Here is a 15,482-nt window from a genome sequence, read left to right as displayed (position 1 = left end):
CGTCTTGCCGGGCATCGAAGCGATGAAAATCCGACTTTCCCCATGGCTTTTGCTGAAGCCCGCGCTACGCCGGATCGCGGCGTGGCATTACCGGATGCGTGCGCGCCTGTTGTGCCGTCTGTCGTTACGCGCAATCGAGCGTCTTGCCATTGCCGGCTCGACGCTGCGCGGCCTCGTCGATGCACGTGCGCGCTGGACCGGACTCGAGCGATGGGAAACCGGACACGACGTATTACGGCTGCCGTCCCTGAGGCGACGTGACGTGCTGGCAGGTGCGCGTCTCGAAAGGCTGATCGATCAGCGGCTGCATTTCGGCAGGCAGTTGCGGCGCGCCGAGGCGTGGCCGGAGCTGAACGCGATTGCGGCGACCGTCGCACAAAGAATCGCGGCGCTCAAAGCGCAAGCCCCTGAGCGGCCCGTGATCGTCGCGCCGTTTCACTACGTGTCGCAATACGCGAACATCTACGTCGTGGACGAATTGCGCAGGCTGCTCGGGCTCGAGTCGATCGGCGTCGTCTCCGGTGTGCCGCGCAATCTGTATGGCGACGATGACGCGATGATTCCGGCGATCGAGGTGATGCATACCAACAGCGGCGAAAACCGCAACGGTCTCGGTTTGCGTGTGATCCGGTCGCTGCGCCGCAATGGCGTCGTCGTATTGTTCGCCGATGTGCCGCCTTACTCATTCACGCGTTTTCCGATGGAAACAGTGGGTGTTCGGATATTCGGCCGCGCCGCACGCATTCACCGCGGTGTGTTTCGTCTCGGCGCGCCGCTCGATGCGTGGCTGTTGCCGTTCTATTTGCGCTTCGAGCAAGGGCGCTTCGGCGCGCAACAGTGCGACGCGATCGCGCTCGCGAATGCGGATGCGCCGCAGCGCGTGGCGGACTGCATCGAGCGCGCGTTGACCGATAACTTCGCCCGTTCGCTCGTCACAGGCCACCCGTCGATCTATGCGTTCTCCGCGTCGCGCTGATTGCGCGCCCGGCGGCTCGACCGTTCAGCGCACGAGATTGCTCTTTTCACCTGTATATGCGGCCTGTCGTGGCCGGCTTTTGCCTTGGAAGAATGGACCCAACGAGTCTGCCCCAGTTTCGCGATATCCCATGGCGATGGATCGCGTATGCGACGTCGCTGCTGACCATCGCCGCGGTTGTCTTCGCGTTCAACCATCAAATCGAAATCAAGCAGGATGTGCCCTGTGAAATCGTGTCCTCGTCGGAAGTGAAGATTCGCGGTATCAGCGGGCTCGTGACGTCGATTTACGCGCAACCGGCTGCGCACATCGCGCAGGGCGCGCCGCTTTTCAGGGTTCAGCGCGACCTGTCGCTCGCGAGCGATGGCAGCCAGCGCTTCGATTTCGATGCGCGCATGCGCGACGAACAGCTCGCGGCCGCCGACGCTCAGTGGACTCAGCGCAAGCTCCAGCTACGCGCGCAACTCGACGGTACGCAAGCGACCGAGGCGAGCCGGCGCGCCGAACTGCCGGCACTCGACGAACAGATCGCACAAACCGAGGCGCTCGCCGAGGGTTCGGCACGCAAGCTGCAGCGGCTCGAATCGGCCACCGGCCTCGTTACGGCGAATCGCGTTGAAGACGCGAGTGCGGAAGTGCACCAGGCGAGGTCGAGCGTCGCGCAAAACAGGGCGCGGCGCGCGCAGCTGATAGGCGAGATCGGTTCATTGCGCAACACGCGCGCCGATCTCGAAGCGCAAATGAAGGAACTCGACGCGCGGCATGCCCGCGATGTACAGGACATCCGGGTGAAGTTCGAGCAGTCGCGCCAGGATACGACGATTTCCGCGCCGAAAGCAGGCGTCGTCACGTTCTCGAGTCTCGTGCCGGGACGCATGCTCGCCCCTGAAGACGTTGCACTCGTGATCGCCACCGGCGACGACCGCCGTTTGCGTGCCGCGCTGCTGATTCCGTCGCGGCGCCGCGGCTTTGTCCGGATCGGCCAGACCGTGCGGCTCAAGTTCGATGCGTTTCCGTACGGAAAATTCGGTACCTACGAAGCGCGCATCGATGCCTTGTCCGATACGACGGTGGAGCCGCCCGCGCCGCCGGGCGGCAATCCGAAGAATGCCGGCAAGCCGGCCGGCGACAGCTATATGGCATGGGCGGCGCTGCGCGGCCGCACGTTCGATTTCGAGGGGCAGCACTTCGAGATTTTGCCTGGCATGCGGGCGATGGCGAGCATCGTGGTCGAACGCAGGACGGTTGCCGAGTGGGTACTCGCGCCGCTGTTCCGCGTCTTGAGGGGGTGAACGTGCGCATCATCTACCAGAATGAAGTGGCCGAATGCGGATATGCGTGCCTTGCGATGGTGCTGTCTCATCTGGGCCGCGCGACGGAGGTGCGCGAGCTGTCGGTATTCCGGCCGATCTCGGCGAACGGTCTTTCGCTGATGGACCTGTATGACGTGGCCGTCGAATTCGGCCTCGCGGTGCAGGCCTATCGTTTCGATGCGGGCGCGGATCTGCATTCGATCGCGCGCGGCTCGATTCTGCATTTCGGCGGTGCGCATTTCGTCGTGTTCGATAAATGCGGCCGCGGCTATGTGCAGGTGATCGACCCCGCGAGCGGCAAGCGCCGCATCTCGCTCGATACGTTCGTTGCGAGCGTCTCGGGCTATCTGCTCGAATGCGCGCCGACGCCGGCGTTGCCGCGCATCCGCATGAAGTCGCGCATTCCTGCTGCGCTTGCGCGCCTGCGCGCGCAGAACCCATTGTTGCGGCAACATCTGGCGAAGGTGCTGTTCGTCGCGCTCGGCAGTCAGTTCGCGATTCTCGCGATGCCATATCTGGGCAACCTCGTGCTCGACTATGTCGTGGCAGCGGACAACCTGAATCTGCTGAACGTGCTGGTGCTGACGTTCGCCAGTATCTTCGCCGCCGGTGCGCTGAGTCAGTATGTCGAAACGACGCTCGTCGAACTGTTGCACGGGCGCGTGCGGATCAACACGACGGAAGGGCTGCTCGGCCACCTGCTGCGCAATCCAATGTCATGGTTCGAAAAGCGCCACGTCGGCGATGTGTTCGCGCGCGTCAAGGCGCAGGACGAAATCAGCGTGTACGCGACGCGTACCTTCGTGTCGCTATGCATCGACGTGACCGTCGGCGTGCTGGCGCTTTGCCTGATGCTGATGCAAAGCCGGCGCCTCACGCTCGTTGCGCTGGCGATGTTCGCCGTTTATGTCGCGATTGCCGTAGCGATGTTCGCGCGGATGCGCGACACGCACGCGCTCGTCGTCGAGCGTTCGGCGCGTTGCGATGACGCGCTGATCGAGACGATCCGCGCCGCATCGCTGATCAAGCTCGCGCAGGGCGAGACGCGCCGTACCGCGCTCTTTATGACGAAGTACAAGGAGTACATCGCGGCGACGCTGTCGAGCGCGCGCCTGACCAGTACGCGCGATGCGATTCTGAAGCTCGTCAACTATGCGGACACGATCGCAATTACATGGTTTGCCGCGCGCCTGATGCTGGGCGGCGCCGTCTCGGCCGGCGTGTTCTATTCATTCCTCATCTATAAGTCGCTGCTCTCGGAGCGCTTCGCGCACGCGATCAACTCGGGTTTCGCTTACCTGATGCTGAGCGTGCCGGTGGCGCGCGTGGCCGATATCGCGGACTGCGAGGAGGAGCGCTATACGCCGCTCGCCGATAGCCTGAAAGCGGCGGAAGTTCGCGAGTTCCGGCAGATCGAGGTGCGCGATGTGACGTTTCGTTATGGCGTATCCGATCGGCCCGTGCTGAAAAACGCGAGCATCGATATTCGCAGCGGCGACAAGATTGCGATTGTCGGCCCATCGGGAAGCGGCAAGTCGACGTTGTTCAAGCTGCTGTCCGCGGCCGAGCCGTTGCAGGAAGGGCGCATTGCGCTGAACGGTATCGACTGGCGCAATCTGAGCGTCGACGAAATTCGCCGCCACGCAGCGCATATGCGGCAGGGCGATCTGATTCTGCATGGTTCGATTGCCGATAACGTTTCGCTGTTCGCCGCGAGCGTCGACGAAGATCGCGTGCACGCCACACTCGCCGCGGTCGGCCTGCTCGACGACGTGATGCGTCTGCCGATGCGCACGCGCACCGTGATCAGCGACACGATCGCCAATATTTCGGCCGGTCAACGGCAGCGGCTTCTGCTGGCGCGCGCGCTGTATCAGCGGCGCAGCCTGCTGCTGCTCGACGAGCCGACTTCGAATCTCGATCCGGCGTCGGTTCGGCACATCGCCGCGTTGCTGCGGCAACTCGATTGCACGGTGGTCGTCATTACGCACGATCTGACACTGGCCGCTGCGTTTGAAATTCGCTATCGACTGCACGATGGCGCGTTGCTGAGGGAAACGGCGGGAAATGCGAACCTTGAAATGGAGCCCACGCATGGTTGATCGACGTCGGGCAATGGGTGTCGCAGCCGCGCTCGCGGCGCTGTTGTGCGGCAGCGGCTACGCGCATGCGGTGGATTTGCTGACCGTCGTCGAACAGGCGGTCGATTACGACGCAAGCGTCGCGCAGGCGCGCGCCTCGTATGACGCCGCGCGGCAGGCGGTACCCATTGCGCGCGCCGCGCTGCTGCCGCAACTCTCGGGCGGCTGGGGGCGCGGCTATAACCGCATCGATACGGAAGGCTTTCCGCGCAACGACTACTGGCAAAGCGGGTGGAGCGTCAACCTGACCCAGCCGCTGTTCGACTGGACACGCTGGACCAGCTACCGGCAGGCGGACCTCGTCGAAGCACGCGGCGCGGTCGAATTCGGCGGCGCGCAGCAGGCGTCGATTCTTCGCGCTGCGAAGGCGTATTTCGACGAACTCGCCGCCGAGGACGAAGTGCGCCGCATCGACGATTACCTTGCCGCGATCGACGTCGAATACGGGCAATTGCAACGCAGGCGCGATGCCGGCGAGGCAACGGGAATCGATTTGCGCGATGCGCAAACGCTGCGCGACGAAATCGTTCTGCAGCAGCGCGTGGCTCAGGTGAATCTGCAAGCGAAGCGCCGTGCACTCGAACAGGTGACGGGCGCGCCTTTCGAACCGCTTGCGCGTTTGCGCGGCGCAATGCCGCTGCCCGCGGCGGCGCCCGCGGACCCGGAAGACTGGGCGGCGCAGGCGCGCGAGCATGGCTTCGGCGTGCAGATGCGGCAACTCGACTGGCAGATCGCGCAGTACGACGTGACCAAGGCGCGCGCGGCGCACTATCCGGTGGCGGCCGTGACCGCGAGTTATACGCCGGCGGGCGCGGCGGCCGGCTATGCGCGGCCGACCACCACGACTACGGCCATGCTGACCGTGACCATTCCGCTTTTTTCCGGCGGCGAGGTGCAGTCTAAGGTCAAGGCATCGGAAGCGCTCGAGGATAAGGCGCATAACGGTCTATTGTCCGCGCAGCGCGACGCCGAAGCGGCTGCGCGCGAGAGCTTCGCGCGCTACGAGGCCGGGCGCGAGCGGACCCGCATGCTGATCGACTTCGTCGAAGCGTGCCGCAACACGCTGGACGCCACGCAAGCCGGCTACAAGGTCGGCAGCCGGACCAGCACCGACGTGCTGCGCACGCTGAATGCGCTTTACGTGGCGCGGCGCGATCTGCGCGCCGCGCGCTACGACACGATCGTCGCGCTGTTGCAATTGAAAGCCGACGCCGCGACGCTCGATATCGACGACATAGCCGCCCTCGGCTCGTTGCTGATCGGGCCACGCGACGATCTGTCCGCGCCGGCTAAGGGATAACGCGCATGCCTGTCGAGCGATTCGCCTCTGCCGGCGCGAGCCCGATGCGGTAAGCTCGATATTCGCCGCGACAGACGGCAACCGCAAAAAAGACATAGGAGGCGACATGCGCAAGCTCCGCTCGCAGAGCTGGTTTGGCAGGGACGACAAAGATGGCTTTATCCACCGCTCGTGGATGAAGAATCAGGGCATTCCGCACGACGAATTCGATGGCCGGCCTGTTATCGGCATCTGCAATACATGGTCCGAACTCACGCCATGCAACGCGCATTTCCGCGAACTGGCGGACTACGTGAAGCGTGGCGTGCGCGAAGCGGGCGGCCTGCCGCTCGAGTTTCCGGTGATGTCGCTCGGCGAAACGAATTTGCGGCCCACGGCCATGCTGTTTCGCAACCTCGCGTCGATGGATGTCGAGGAATCGATTCGCGGCAATCCGATCGATGGCGTGATTCTGCTGGTCGGCTGCGACAAGACCACGCCGGCATTGCTGATGGGCGCGGCGTCGTGCAATCTGCCTGCGCTCGCCGTCTCGGGCGGCCCGATGCTCAACGGCCGTTTTCGTGACGGTACGCTCGGCTCGGGCACCGGTGTCTGGCAAATGTCGGAGGAAGTACGCGCGGGCACGATGACACGCGAGGAATTCGTCGAAGCGGAATCGTGCATGAACCGCTCGCGCGGCCACTGCATGACGATGGGCACCGCATCGACAATGGCGTCGATGGTCGAATCGCTTGGCATGGGTTTGCCGCACAATGCGGCCATTCCGGCGGTCGATGCGCGCCGCCAGGTGCTTGCGCATATGGCGGGGCGCCGCATCGTCGACATGGTGCGCGACGACCTGACGATGGACAGAATTCTGACGCGTCAGGCATTTGAAAACGCGATTCGCACGAATGCGGCGATCGGCGGCTCGACGAATGCGGTCGTGCACCTGCTTGCGATCGCGAAACGCATCGGCGTCGAACTGACGCTCGAAGACTGGGAACTCGGTTCCGAAGTGCCGTGCCTCGTGAACCTGCAGCCGTCCGGCGAGTTCCTGATGGAAGATTTCTATTACGCGGGCGGTTTGCCCGCGGTGCTGCGGCAGCTCGGCGAACAGGGGCTGTTGCATCGCGACGCGCTGACCGTCAACGGCAAGACGATCTGGGACAACGTGAGCGAGGCGCCGAATTACAACGAGCAGGTCATCACGTCGTTCGCGAAGCCGTTCAAGCCGCATGCGGGCATCGCGGTGCTCAAAGGCAATCTTGCGCCGAACGGTGCGGTCATCAAGCCGTCGGCCGCCACGCAATCGCTGCTCAAGCATCGCGGCCGCGCGGTCGTGTTCGAGAACGTCGAGGAGTTGCATGCGAAGGTCGACGACGAGTCGCTCGATATCGACGAAAACTGCGTGATGGTGCTAAAGGGCGCGGGCCCGAAGGGCTATCCGGGCTTCGCGGAAGTCGGCAATATGCCGCTGCCGAAGAAGGTGCTGCAAAAAGGGATTACCGATATGGTGCGGATCTCCGATGGACGCATGAGCGGCACCGCGTATGGCGCAGTGGTGCTGCATGTATCCCCGGAGGCTGCGGCGGGCGGGCCGCTCGCGCTCGTGCGCACCGGCGACATGATCGAACTCGATGTGAAAGCGCGCAAGCTTCATCTCGAGGTCTCCGATGAAGAACTCGAACGCCGGCGCGCCGCGTGGCAGGCGCCCGAATTGCCGAAGCGCGGATACTACCGGCTTTATGTCGAGCATGTGTTGCAGGCGGATCAGGGCGCCGATCTCGACTTTCTGGTCGGTGCCAGCGGTGCGCCGGTGCCGCGCGATTCGCATTGAGCGACGCGAATCATGCCCCCCATCGCCGACGCGTGTTCGCCGGAAGCGCGCATGCGCCGGAGCGCACTGCGCGCGCGTTCCCAGTCGATCGCGAGCGCATCACAAGCCGCGAATGGCAAATGTGTCGGCGTATTCGACCGGGTTTGAGCCATCCCACACGCGCCCATCGATCAACACCTGCGGTGCCTCAGTGTCCGGCACCGTCACCCCGACGTTGTGCGCTGCTTCGCGATAAAGCCGGGTCTGGTTGATCTGCGCGGCGATCTCCGCATAGTCGTCACGCGTGTCAATCATTGCCCAACGCTGGAACTGCGTCAGAAACCAGACACCGTCGTCGGGCCGTGGATAGTTCACATGTCCGCCCGCGAAAAAGCGGATGGGCAAACGCGTATCGTGCCCGGTTGCACGCTGCAAACGCGGTGCGATCGTCTCCACCGGCACGCCGATGAATTCAGGCTGCGCAAGCCGCCGTGCGATTTCCGTGCAATGGCGGTCGTCGTCGAGCCAGCGGCACGCCTCGAGCATCGTCTGCACGAGCGCGCGCGACGTATTCGGAAAACGGCTCACAAAATCGCGCCGGCAGGCGAGCACCTTCTCCGGATGGTCGGGCCAGATTTCGCTGCTATAGACGGCCGTCGCGCCGACGCCTTGCGCCTGCGCCACCGCGTTCCACGGCTCGCCGACGCACAGGCCGTCGAGCCGGTCCTGCGCGAGCGCATCGACCATCTGCGGCGGCGGAACCACGACGCTTTCGATATCGCGCAACGGATGCACGTTTTGTGCGGCGAGCCAATAGTACAGCCACATTGCATGCGTGCCGGTCGGGAACGTCTGCGCGAACACGGGTTTGCGGCCGAGCGTCGCGAGTGCTTCGGGCAGCGTGCGATGCGACGCGAGCGCTTCGGTGAGGCGGCGCGACAGCGTGATCGCCTGGCCGTTGCGGTTCAGCACCATCAGCACGGCCATATCGGTTTGCGGCCCGCCGAGGCCGAGCTGCACCCCGTATACAAGGCCGTACAGCGCATGCGCGGCGTCGAGATCGCCGGAGATGAGCTTGTCCCGCACGGCGGCCCATGACGGCTGGCGCACGAGTTCGAGCGTGAGCCCATGCGCGTGGCCGAATTCGTATAGCTTCGCCGCCATGAGCGGCGCGGCGTCGCTGAGCGCGACGAAGCCCAGGCGCAGATGCGTTTTTTCGAGCCGGCCGGGCGCCATGTGCGACGCGTCCGGTCCAGGCGAGTGTGCAGATTCAGTCATAAGCGGCCCATCATCATTCCGGCAAGTCCGCCGACGCGACGATCTGGCGCGCGACGTCGACGAGTTTGATGCTTTGGTCCATCGCGCGTTTGCGCAGCGTCGCATACGCGGCGTGCTCGGTCATTTTCTGACGCTCCATCAGCACGCGTTTCGCGCGGTCGATCAGCTTGCGCTCGGCGAGTTCGTTTTCGGCCTGCGCGAGACGTTCGCGCAGTTGCGATTCCTGTGCAAAGCGTGCGAGCGCCACTTCGAGAATCGGTGCGAGGCGTTCGGTGGCGAGACCTTCGACGAGATACGCGGTGACGCCTGCGCCGACCGCATCGCGAATCAGCTGCTGGTTCGTGTCGTTGCTGAACATCAGCACCGGGCGCGGCGCGGTCGCGTTCATCACGGCGAGCTGCTCGAGCGTATCGCGCGATGGCGATTCGGTATCGACGATGATTACGTCGGGCCGCTCGCTCTCGACCGTACGATGCAGCGCTTCCGGCGTCGCCGTGCCGGCCAGCATTTCGTAGCCGAGTTGCGCGAGCGTTTCGCGCAATTCGCCTATCGGCTTGTCGGTATCGGTCACGAGCAGTACACGCAGCATGGTCTTCCAGTTCGATTCTTCAGTAGCGCGCGGCGGCGCCGCATGTCGGACTTCGCGTCTTATTTCGTGATGGCCTTCGCACCTGCGGCGTCAGCCGGCGACGGCGGACGTGTCGACAAGCCGTTTCAGTTCCGGCAGACACGAGCCGCAGACCGTGCCGCAGCCGAGCTTCGCTTTCAGTTCGGGCACGGTCGCACCATTCGCAATCGCCTCGTTGATGCTCGACGCCTTCACCTGCATGCAGCCGCACACGACGCGATCGCGCACCGCCGGTTCCGCGCGCAGAGCCGCGAATGCGGCAAAGCGCGGGCCGCTCCACGGCGTCGCGTCGCGCAATTTTGCCAGCAAGGCGGCGCCGTTTGCCGTGTCGCCGGCCAGCACGAAGCCGTTCATCACGTTTTCGCGCCAGATCGCGCGCTTGTCAAGTCCGCGCCGTGCATCGCGGTATTCGAGCGTATCGTCGCCGGACGGCAAATCCATGGCCGCATAGACGCGCTCGAGCCAGCCTTGCGGCGCAGCAGTGTGCGCGGCGCGCAGAATCAGCAGATCGTCGGCGTCGAAGGTGACCGACGCGTAGGCGCATTCCCTGAGCAGCGGCTGCAGCGCGGCCTGCAGCGCGAGCGCGTCGCCGCGCCGCGCCGCGATCATGCGCCATGGCAGGTCGGCGCGTTCGACGCGCACGGCCGCATGCTTGAGCTCCGGCTGCTTCGAATGCGGATCAACCGCGCCGTGCGTCGTCTCGTTGATGCCGCCGCTTGCGACGAACTGGCCGCTCCAGTGCATCGCGGCGAATACGGCGCCGGACTGCACATCGTCGGAGATCTGCAGCGGCAGCACCAATGCGCCGCGGCGGCTCTTCACCTGCACGAGGTCGCCTTCCGCAAGACCGCGGCGCGCGGCATCGCCCGGATGCATCGTCAGTGCGGGTTCCGGTGCATGCGAAAACAGCCTTGCCACGCGGCCCGTGCGGCTCATGCCATGCCACTGGTCGCGCAGGCGTCCGGTCGTCAGACGGAACGGGAAGCGCGCGTTGACTTCATCGGCCACCGGCAGATAGCGCGTTGCATGAAAGCGCGCGCGGCCGTCCGCGGTGGCGAAGCGGCCATCGGTGTAGCGGCGCGCATCGCCCGTGGCGTGGTCCGGCGGAAACGGCCATTGCTGCGGTCCCTGTGCGTCGAGCAATGCGTAGCTGAGGCCGCCGATGTCGAGATCGCGGCCGGCCGTGAGCGCGCGATGTTCGTCGAATACCGCTTCGGTGGTCTCGAAGCCGAACAGGTGCGGCTCGCGTTCGAGCTTGTGCGCGATACGGCGCGCGACTTCGTTCGCGATCCACCAGTCGGGCTTCGCCTCTCCGGCGGGCTCGACGGCGGCGCGCACGCGCGTGATGCGCCGCTCCGAATTGGTGACGGTGCCGGCTTTTTCGCCCCACGTCGCCGCGGGCAGCAGCACGTCCGCGTACGGCACCGTGTCGGTTTGCATGAACGCGTCCTGCACGACGACGAATTCCGCCTGATCGAGCGCCTCGCGCACCTTCGCGATATCGGGCATCGAATGCACGGGGTTCGTGCACGCAATCCAGACCGCCTTGACCTTGCCGCTGCGCACCGCTTCGAAGAGGTCGACGGCGGGCAGTCCCGGCGTGTCCGACAGGCGCGCCGCATCGGCCAGCCCCCAGAGCCGCGCGATTTCTTCGCGATGCGCGGCGTTGCCGATATCGCGGTGCGCGGCGAGCATGGTCGCCATGCCGCCGACTTCGCGCCCGCCCATCGCGTTCGGCTGGCCGGTCAGCGAAAACGGGCCCGCGCCGGGACGGCCGATCTGATGCGTCGCCAGGTGCAGGTTGATCAGCGCGAGATTCTTGTCGGTTCCGTGGCTCGACTGGTTCAGGCCCATGCAATAGAGCGAAAGCGCGGCGGGGCTTTCGCCGAACCACTGGGCCGCCTGCAGCAGGTCCTGCTCGGCAATGCCGCACAATTCGGCGGCGACACGCGGAGTGAATTCGCGCACGAGCTTCTTCAGTTCGGCGAAACCGGTTGTGTGTGCATCGATATAGTCGCGATCGACGAGACCTTCCCAGATCAGGTGATGCAGCATGCCGTTGAAGAGCGCGACATCGGTGCCGGGCTGGATCGCGAGATGCAGATCGGCCATCGCGGCCGTATCGGTGCGGCGTGGATCGACGACGATCCAGCGGATCGCCGGGTTCGCCGCCTTTGCCGCTTCGAGCCGGCGAAACAGCACCGGATGCGCCCACGCCATGTTGCTGCCCGCGAACAGCACCGTTTGCGCGAGTTCGAGGTCTTCGTAGCAGGTGGGCGGACCGTCGGCGCCCAGTGCCATCCTGTACGCCGTCACCGCGCTCGACATGCACAGGCGCGAGTTCGTATCGATGTTGTTGGTGCCGATCAGGCCTTTTGCGAGCTTGTTGAAGACGTAATAGTCTTCGGTGAGCAACTGACCGGACAGGTAGAACGCAACGGCATCGGGGCCATGTTCGCCGATCACGTCGGCAAAGCGTTGCGCGACCGTGTCGAGTGCGTCGTTCCATGACACGGTGCGGCGCGGCTCGTCGCGCGCCGTGCGCAAGGCGGGCGCCAGCATGCGGCCGGTCTCGCTGCGCGCGCTGTCTGCGAGCGCGAGCCCTTTGCTGCACAGTCTGCCGAAGTTCGCCGGATGCCCGGGGTCGCCCTTGACGCCGGTGATGCGCCCGTCCTCCGCCTCGATCAGCACGCCGCAGCCGACGCCGCAGTAACAGCAGGTGGAACGGGTGACGGTTTTCATCGAGCCTCCATGCGCCTGATTGCGTCTGCTCATTGCATCAGGTCTCGCGCGCTATTCGAGGCACAGGTAAACCGTGCCGTCCTCATCGACGCGCACCGGAAAGTGGCGCGCGCAACCTTCGTCGGGCGCTTTCGCGACGCCGCTGGCGAGATCGATATTCCACGCGTGCAGCGGGCAGGTCACGCTCTCGCCGTGCACGATGCCGAGCGACAGCGCGCCGCCTTTGTGCGGGCACCGGTCGAGCAGCGCGAATATGTTGTCGGTGGCGGTGCGAAAGATCGCGATATTGCCGTTCGCGCGTTCGAGCACGCGGCTGCCGAGCGGCGGAATGTCGGCAACGGTACAGATGCGCGTCCACGCGCGGCTCACTTGCATGTCCATGGTCATGTTCCCTTCCGGTCTGTTGCGTTCGCTATCAGGCCACTACCTTGAGCGGGATGTATTCGCTCTTCTGCATACCCGCGATGCGCGCCTCCCATGGATCGGGCAGGCCTTCGAGCGAATAGAGCAGCCGTTCGTAGAGCGCCTTGCGGCTCGCCGCATCCTCGACCACTTTCTGTTTCACGTAGTCGAGCCCGACGCGTGCGATGTAATGCACGGTGCGGTCGAGGTAATACGCTTCTTCACGATAGAGCTGCAGGAACGCACCCGTGTATTCCTTCACCTCGTCCGGCGTCTTCACCTTGACGAGGAACTGCGCGACTTCGGTCTTGATGCCGCCGTTGCCGCCTACATAGAGTTCCCAGCCGCTTTCGACCGCGATCACGCCGACGTCCTTGATGCCGGCTTCCGCGCAGTTGCGCGGACAGCCCGACACCGCGAGCTTCGTCTTGTGCGGCGACCACATATTGGCGAGCATGGTTTCGAGATCGATACCCATCTGCGTGCTGTTTTGCGTGCCGAAGCGGCAAAACTCGCTGCCCACGCACGTTTTCACGGTGCGGATCGACTTGCCGTATGCGTGGCCCGACTTCATGCCGAGGTCTTTCCACACGTGCGGCAGATCCTCCTTTTTGATGCCGAACAGGTCGATCCGCTGGCCGCCCGTCACCTTGACCATCGGCACGTTGTATTTGTCCGCCACGTCAGCAATGCGGCGCAGTTCGGCCGAATTCGTCACGCCGCCTTTCATCTGCGGGATCACCGAGAAGGTGTTGTCCTTCTGGATGTTCGCGTGCACGCGCTCGTTGACGAAACGGCTTTGCGGATCGTCGACGGCTTCGCGCGGCCACGTCGACAGCAGGTAGTAGTTGATCGCGGGGCGGCACGTCGCACAGCCGTTCGGCGTGCGCCATTCGAGGAAGTCGTAGACCTCGCGGTGCGTGAGCAGATGGTGGTCGCGAATCGCCTTGCGCACTTCGCCATGGTTGCGATCGGTGCAGCCGCACACGGCCTTCGTCTTCGGCGGCTCCTGGAAATTCGCGCCGACCGTGCTCATCAGGATCTGTTCGACGAGCCCCGTGCACGAGCCGCACGAACTCGACGCCTTCGTGTGCTTCTTCACGTCGTCGAGCGTAAACAGGCCCTTTTCGCTGATCGCCTTGACGATCGTGCCTTTGCATACGCCGTTGCAGCCGCACACTTCGTCGCTGTCGGCCATGGCCGCGGCGCGGCTTTGTCCCTGCACGCCCGCGTCGCCGACGCTCGATTCGCCGAACATGATGTGGTCGCGCAGCTCGCCGAGCTTGCGGCCTTCGCGCAGCAGCTTGAAGTACCAGGCGCCGTCGGCGGTGTCGCCGTACAGGCATGCGCCGACGAGCTGGTCGTCCTTGATCACGAGCTTCTTGTAGACGCCGCCCGCCGGATCGGACAGCACGATTTCTTCAGTGCCGTCGCTGCCCATGAAATCGCCTGCGGAAAAGAGGTCGATACCGGTTACCTTCAGCTTCGTCGACAGCACCGAACCTTTGTAGCTGCCGATGCCCATCAGCGCGAGATGGTTCGCGGCGACTTTGGCCTGTTCGAAGAGCGGCGCGACAAGACCGTACGCGATGCCGCGATGGCTTACGCATTCGCCGACCGCGTAGATGCGCGGATCGTAGGTCTGCAGCGCGTCGCTGACGACGATGCCGCGATTGCAGTAGAGGCCCGCTGCTTCCGCGAGAGCGGTATTCGGGCGGATGCCTGCTGCCATCACGACGAGATCCGCGGGAACCGCGTCGCCGTCCTTGAAGATCACGCCGGTCACTTCGCCTGCTTCGTTGCCCGCAATTTCGGCGGTCGCCTTGCTGAGCAGAAACTTGAGGCCGCGTGTTTCGAGCGAGCGCTGCAGGAGACGCCCGGCGGTCGCGTCGAGCTGCCGTTCGAGCAAGGTGTCGGCGAGATGCACGACGGTCACCTCCATGCCGCGCAGCTTCAGACCGTTCGCGGCTTCGAGCCCGAGCAGGCCGCCGCCGATCACGACGGCGTGACGTTTCACCGCGGCCGTGTCGATCATCGTCTGCGTATCGTAGATGTCGCGATAGCTGATCACGCCCTTGAGCGTGTTGCCGGGTACCGGCAGGATGAACGGCGTCGAACCGGTCGCGATCAGCAGGCGCTCGTACGGCGCCTCGGTGCCGTCGGTGGCGATCACCTTGCGGTGCACGCGGTCAATCTTTTCGACGGTCTTGCCCAGGTGCAGATGAATGCCGTTCTGCTCGTACCACTCGAGCGGATTGAGCACGATGTCGTTGAAGCTCTGCTCGCCGGCCAGTACCGGCGACAGCAGGATGCGGTTGTAGTTCGGGTGAGGTTCGGCGCCGAAGACCGTGATGTCGTACTGATCGGGGGCGATCGTCAACAGTTCTTCGAGCGTGCGAATGCCGGCCATGCCGTTGCCGATGACGACGAGTCGGGGTTTGCTCATGATGTCCGTTCTGCCGAGGTATCGCGCAGCGGGCGGCGAAACCCGATGCAGCGCACGTCGAACGCCATTGCCCGACTGTTGTCTGCCGAAACCCCGCCTCATGCGTTGCTCTGTTGCGGGGCTTGCGGCCATGTCTTGCGCGGACCGTTTTCGCCGATGGCGAACGGTGGCTCCGCTTGCGCCGCCCGCGTCTTTGCAGGCAGCCGAGCGTTTTAAGCAACGGTCGTGCCATTGAGCAGCAAAGTGGCAAATCCTTGTCGGACAAGGCACTCGCGTATTCGTCACGATGTTTGTATTGCACCGCAGCAGTGCGCGAACTCGGCGATGCACTGAATTAGCGCGAGAGCGCGCCGATGCGATGCCCGAACGTTTTTTGCTTTCTGACTGATGACGGCTGGAATAAGTGACCTGTCTGCGCGTTCTTGATACGACGGGCTCTCACGCCTGACAGACCGGTG

At 64.5% G+C, this 15,482-nt stretch carries 10 protein-coding genes; 5 read left to right on the top strand and 5 right to left on the bottom strand.

The window, feature by feature from the left end; all coding sequences use genetic code 11:
• Positions 1-22: 22 nt before the first annotated feature.
• The 5 genes from QYH69_RS03605 (at position 23) to QYH69_RS03585 (ending at position 7,549) form a co-directional block, all read left to right on the top strand.
• A complete protein-coding gene (locus QYH69_RS03605) occupies positions 23-976 on the top strand; it encodes a hypothetical protein (RefSeq protein WP_308830538.1) in 954 nt (317 codons plus the stop codon).
• A 92-nt stretch (positions 977-1,068) separates the two neighbouring features.
• A complete protein-coding gene (locus QYH69_RS03600) occupies positions 1,069-2,268 on the top strand; it encodes an HlyD family efflux transporter periplasmic adaptor subunit (RefSeq protein ID WP_308830537.1) in 1,200 nt (399 codons plus the stop codon).
• Between the two features lie 2 nt (positions 2,269-2,270).
• Entirely contained in the window at positions 2,271-4,391 is a 2,121-nt protein-coding gene (locus tag QYH69_RS03595) for a peptidase domain-containing ABC transporter (protein WP_308830536.1), read from the top strand.
• Positions 4,384-5,730 (top strand): TolC family outer membrane protein, encoded by a 1,347-nt coding sequence (locus QYH69_RS03590; protein WP_308830535.1) that lies wholly within the window; start codon positions 4,384-4,386, stop codon positions 5,728-5,730. Before QYH69_RS03595 ends, QYH69_RS03590 begins: the two co-directional genes overlap by 8 nt.
• A 106-nt stretch (positions 5,731-5,836) precedes the next feature.
• Positions 5,837-7,549 carry an IlvD/Edd family dehydratase gene (locus QYH69_RS03585; RefSeq protein ID WP_308830534.1) on the top strand — a complete coding sequence of 571 codons (1,713 nt, stop codon included), beginning with the start codon at positions 5,837-5,839 and terminating at the stop codon, positions 7,547-7,549.
• Positions 7,550-7,648: 99 nt separating this feature from the next.
• Here the strand turns inward: QYH69_RS03585 and QYH69_RS03580 are convergent, their stop codons facing one another.
• The 5 genes from QYH69_RS03580 to nirB form a co-directional block, all read right to left on the bottom strand.
• Positions 7,649-8,806 (bottom strand): CmpA/NrtA family ABC transporter substrate-binding protein, encoded by a 1,158-nt coding sequence (locus QYH69_RS03580; protein ID WP_308830533.1) that lies wholly within the window; start codon positions 8,804-8,806, stop codon positions 7,649-7,651.
• A gap of 13 nt (positions 8,807-8,819) precedes the next feature.
• On the bottom strand, positions 8,820-9,395 hold the full coding sequence (locus tag QYH69_RS03575; protein WP_308830532.1) for an ANTAR domain-containing protein: 576 nt from the start codon (positions 9,393-9,395) through the stop codon (positions 8,820-8,822).
• A gap of 90 nt (positions 9,396-9,485) precedes the next feature.
• Positions 9,486-12,176: a molybdopterin-dependent oxidoreductase gene (locus QYH69_RS03570; RefSeq protein ID WP_308830531.1), complete on the bottom strand. Its 2,691-nt coding sequence runs from the start codon at positions 12,174-12,176 to the stop codon at positions 9,486-9,488.
• Between the two features lie 51 nt (positions 12,177-12,227).
• Entirely contained in the window at positions 12,228-12,563 is a 336-nt protein-coding gene (nirD, locus tag QYH69_RS03565) for a nitrite reductase small subunit NirD (protein ID WP_374992337.1), read from the bottom strand.
• A 28-nt stretch (positions 12,564-12,591) separates the two neighbouring features.
• On the bottom strand, positions 12,592-15,024 hold the full coding sequence (nirB, locus tag QYH69_RS03560; RefSeq protein WP_308830530.1) for a nitrite reductase large subunit NirB: 2,433 nt from the start codon (positions 15,022-15,024) through the stop codon (positions 12,592-12,594).
• Positions 15,025-15,482: the final 458 nt, after the last annotated feature.

This window comes from Paraburkholderia sp. SARCC-3016 (assembly GCF_031119615.1).
Taxonomy (GTDB): domain Bacteria; phylum Pseudomonadota; class Gammaproteobacteria; order Burkholderiales; family Burkholderiaceae; genus Paraburkholderia.
The sequence above is the reverse complement of the archived record's forward strand: the minus strand, read 5'-3'. Positions and strand labels throughout refer to the sequence as shown.

Coding starts and splice junctions, on each gene's coding strand:
- QYH69_RS03605 (WP_308830538.1), top strand. CDS start 23: ATGAAAATCCGACTTTCCCCATGGCTTTTGCTGAAGCCCGCGCTACGC.
- QYH69_RS03600 (WP_308830537.1), top strand. CDS start 1,069: ATGGACCCAACGAGTCTGCCCCAGTTTCGCGATATCCCATGGCGATGG.
- QYH69_RS03590 (WP_308830535.1), top strand. CDS start 4,384: ATGGTTGATCGACGTCGGGCAATGGGTGTCGCAGCCGCGCTCGCGGCG.
- QYH69_RS03585 (WP_308830534.1), top strand. CDS start 5,837: ATGCGCAAGCTCCGCTCGCAGAGCTGGTTTGGCAGGGACGACAAAGAT.
- QYH69_RS03580 (WP_308830533.1), bottom strand. CDS start 8,806: ATGACTGAATCTGCACACTCGCCTGGACCGGACGCGTCGCACATGGCG.
- QYH69_RS03575 (WP_308830532.1), bottom strand. CDS start 9,395: ATGCTGCGTGTACTGCTCGTGACCGATACCGACAAGCCGATAGGCGAA.
- QYH69_RS03570 (WP_308830531.1), bottom strand. CDS start 12,176: ATGAAAACCGTCACCCGTTCCACCTGCTGTTACTGCGGCGTCGGCTGC.
- nirD (WP_374992337.1), bottom strand. CDS start 12,563: ATGACCATGGACATGCAAGTGAGCCGCGCGTGGACGCGCATCTGTACC.
- nirB (WP_308830530.1), bottom strand. CDS start 15,024: ATGAGCAAACCCCGACTCGTCGTCATCGGCAACGGCATGGCCGGCATT.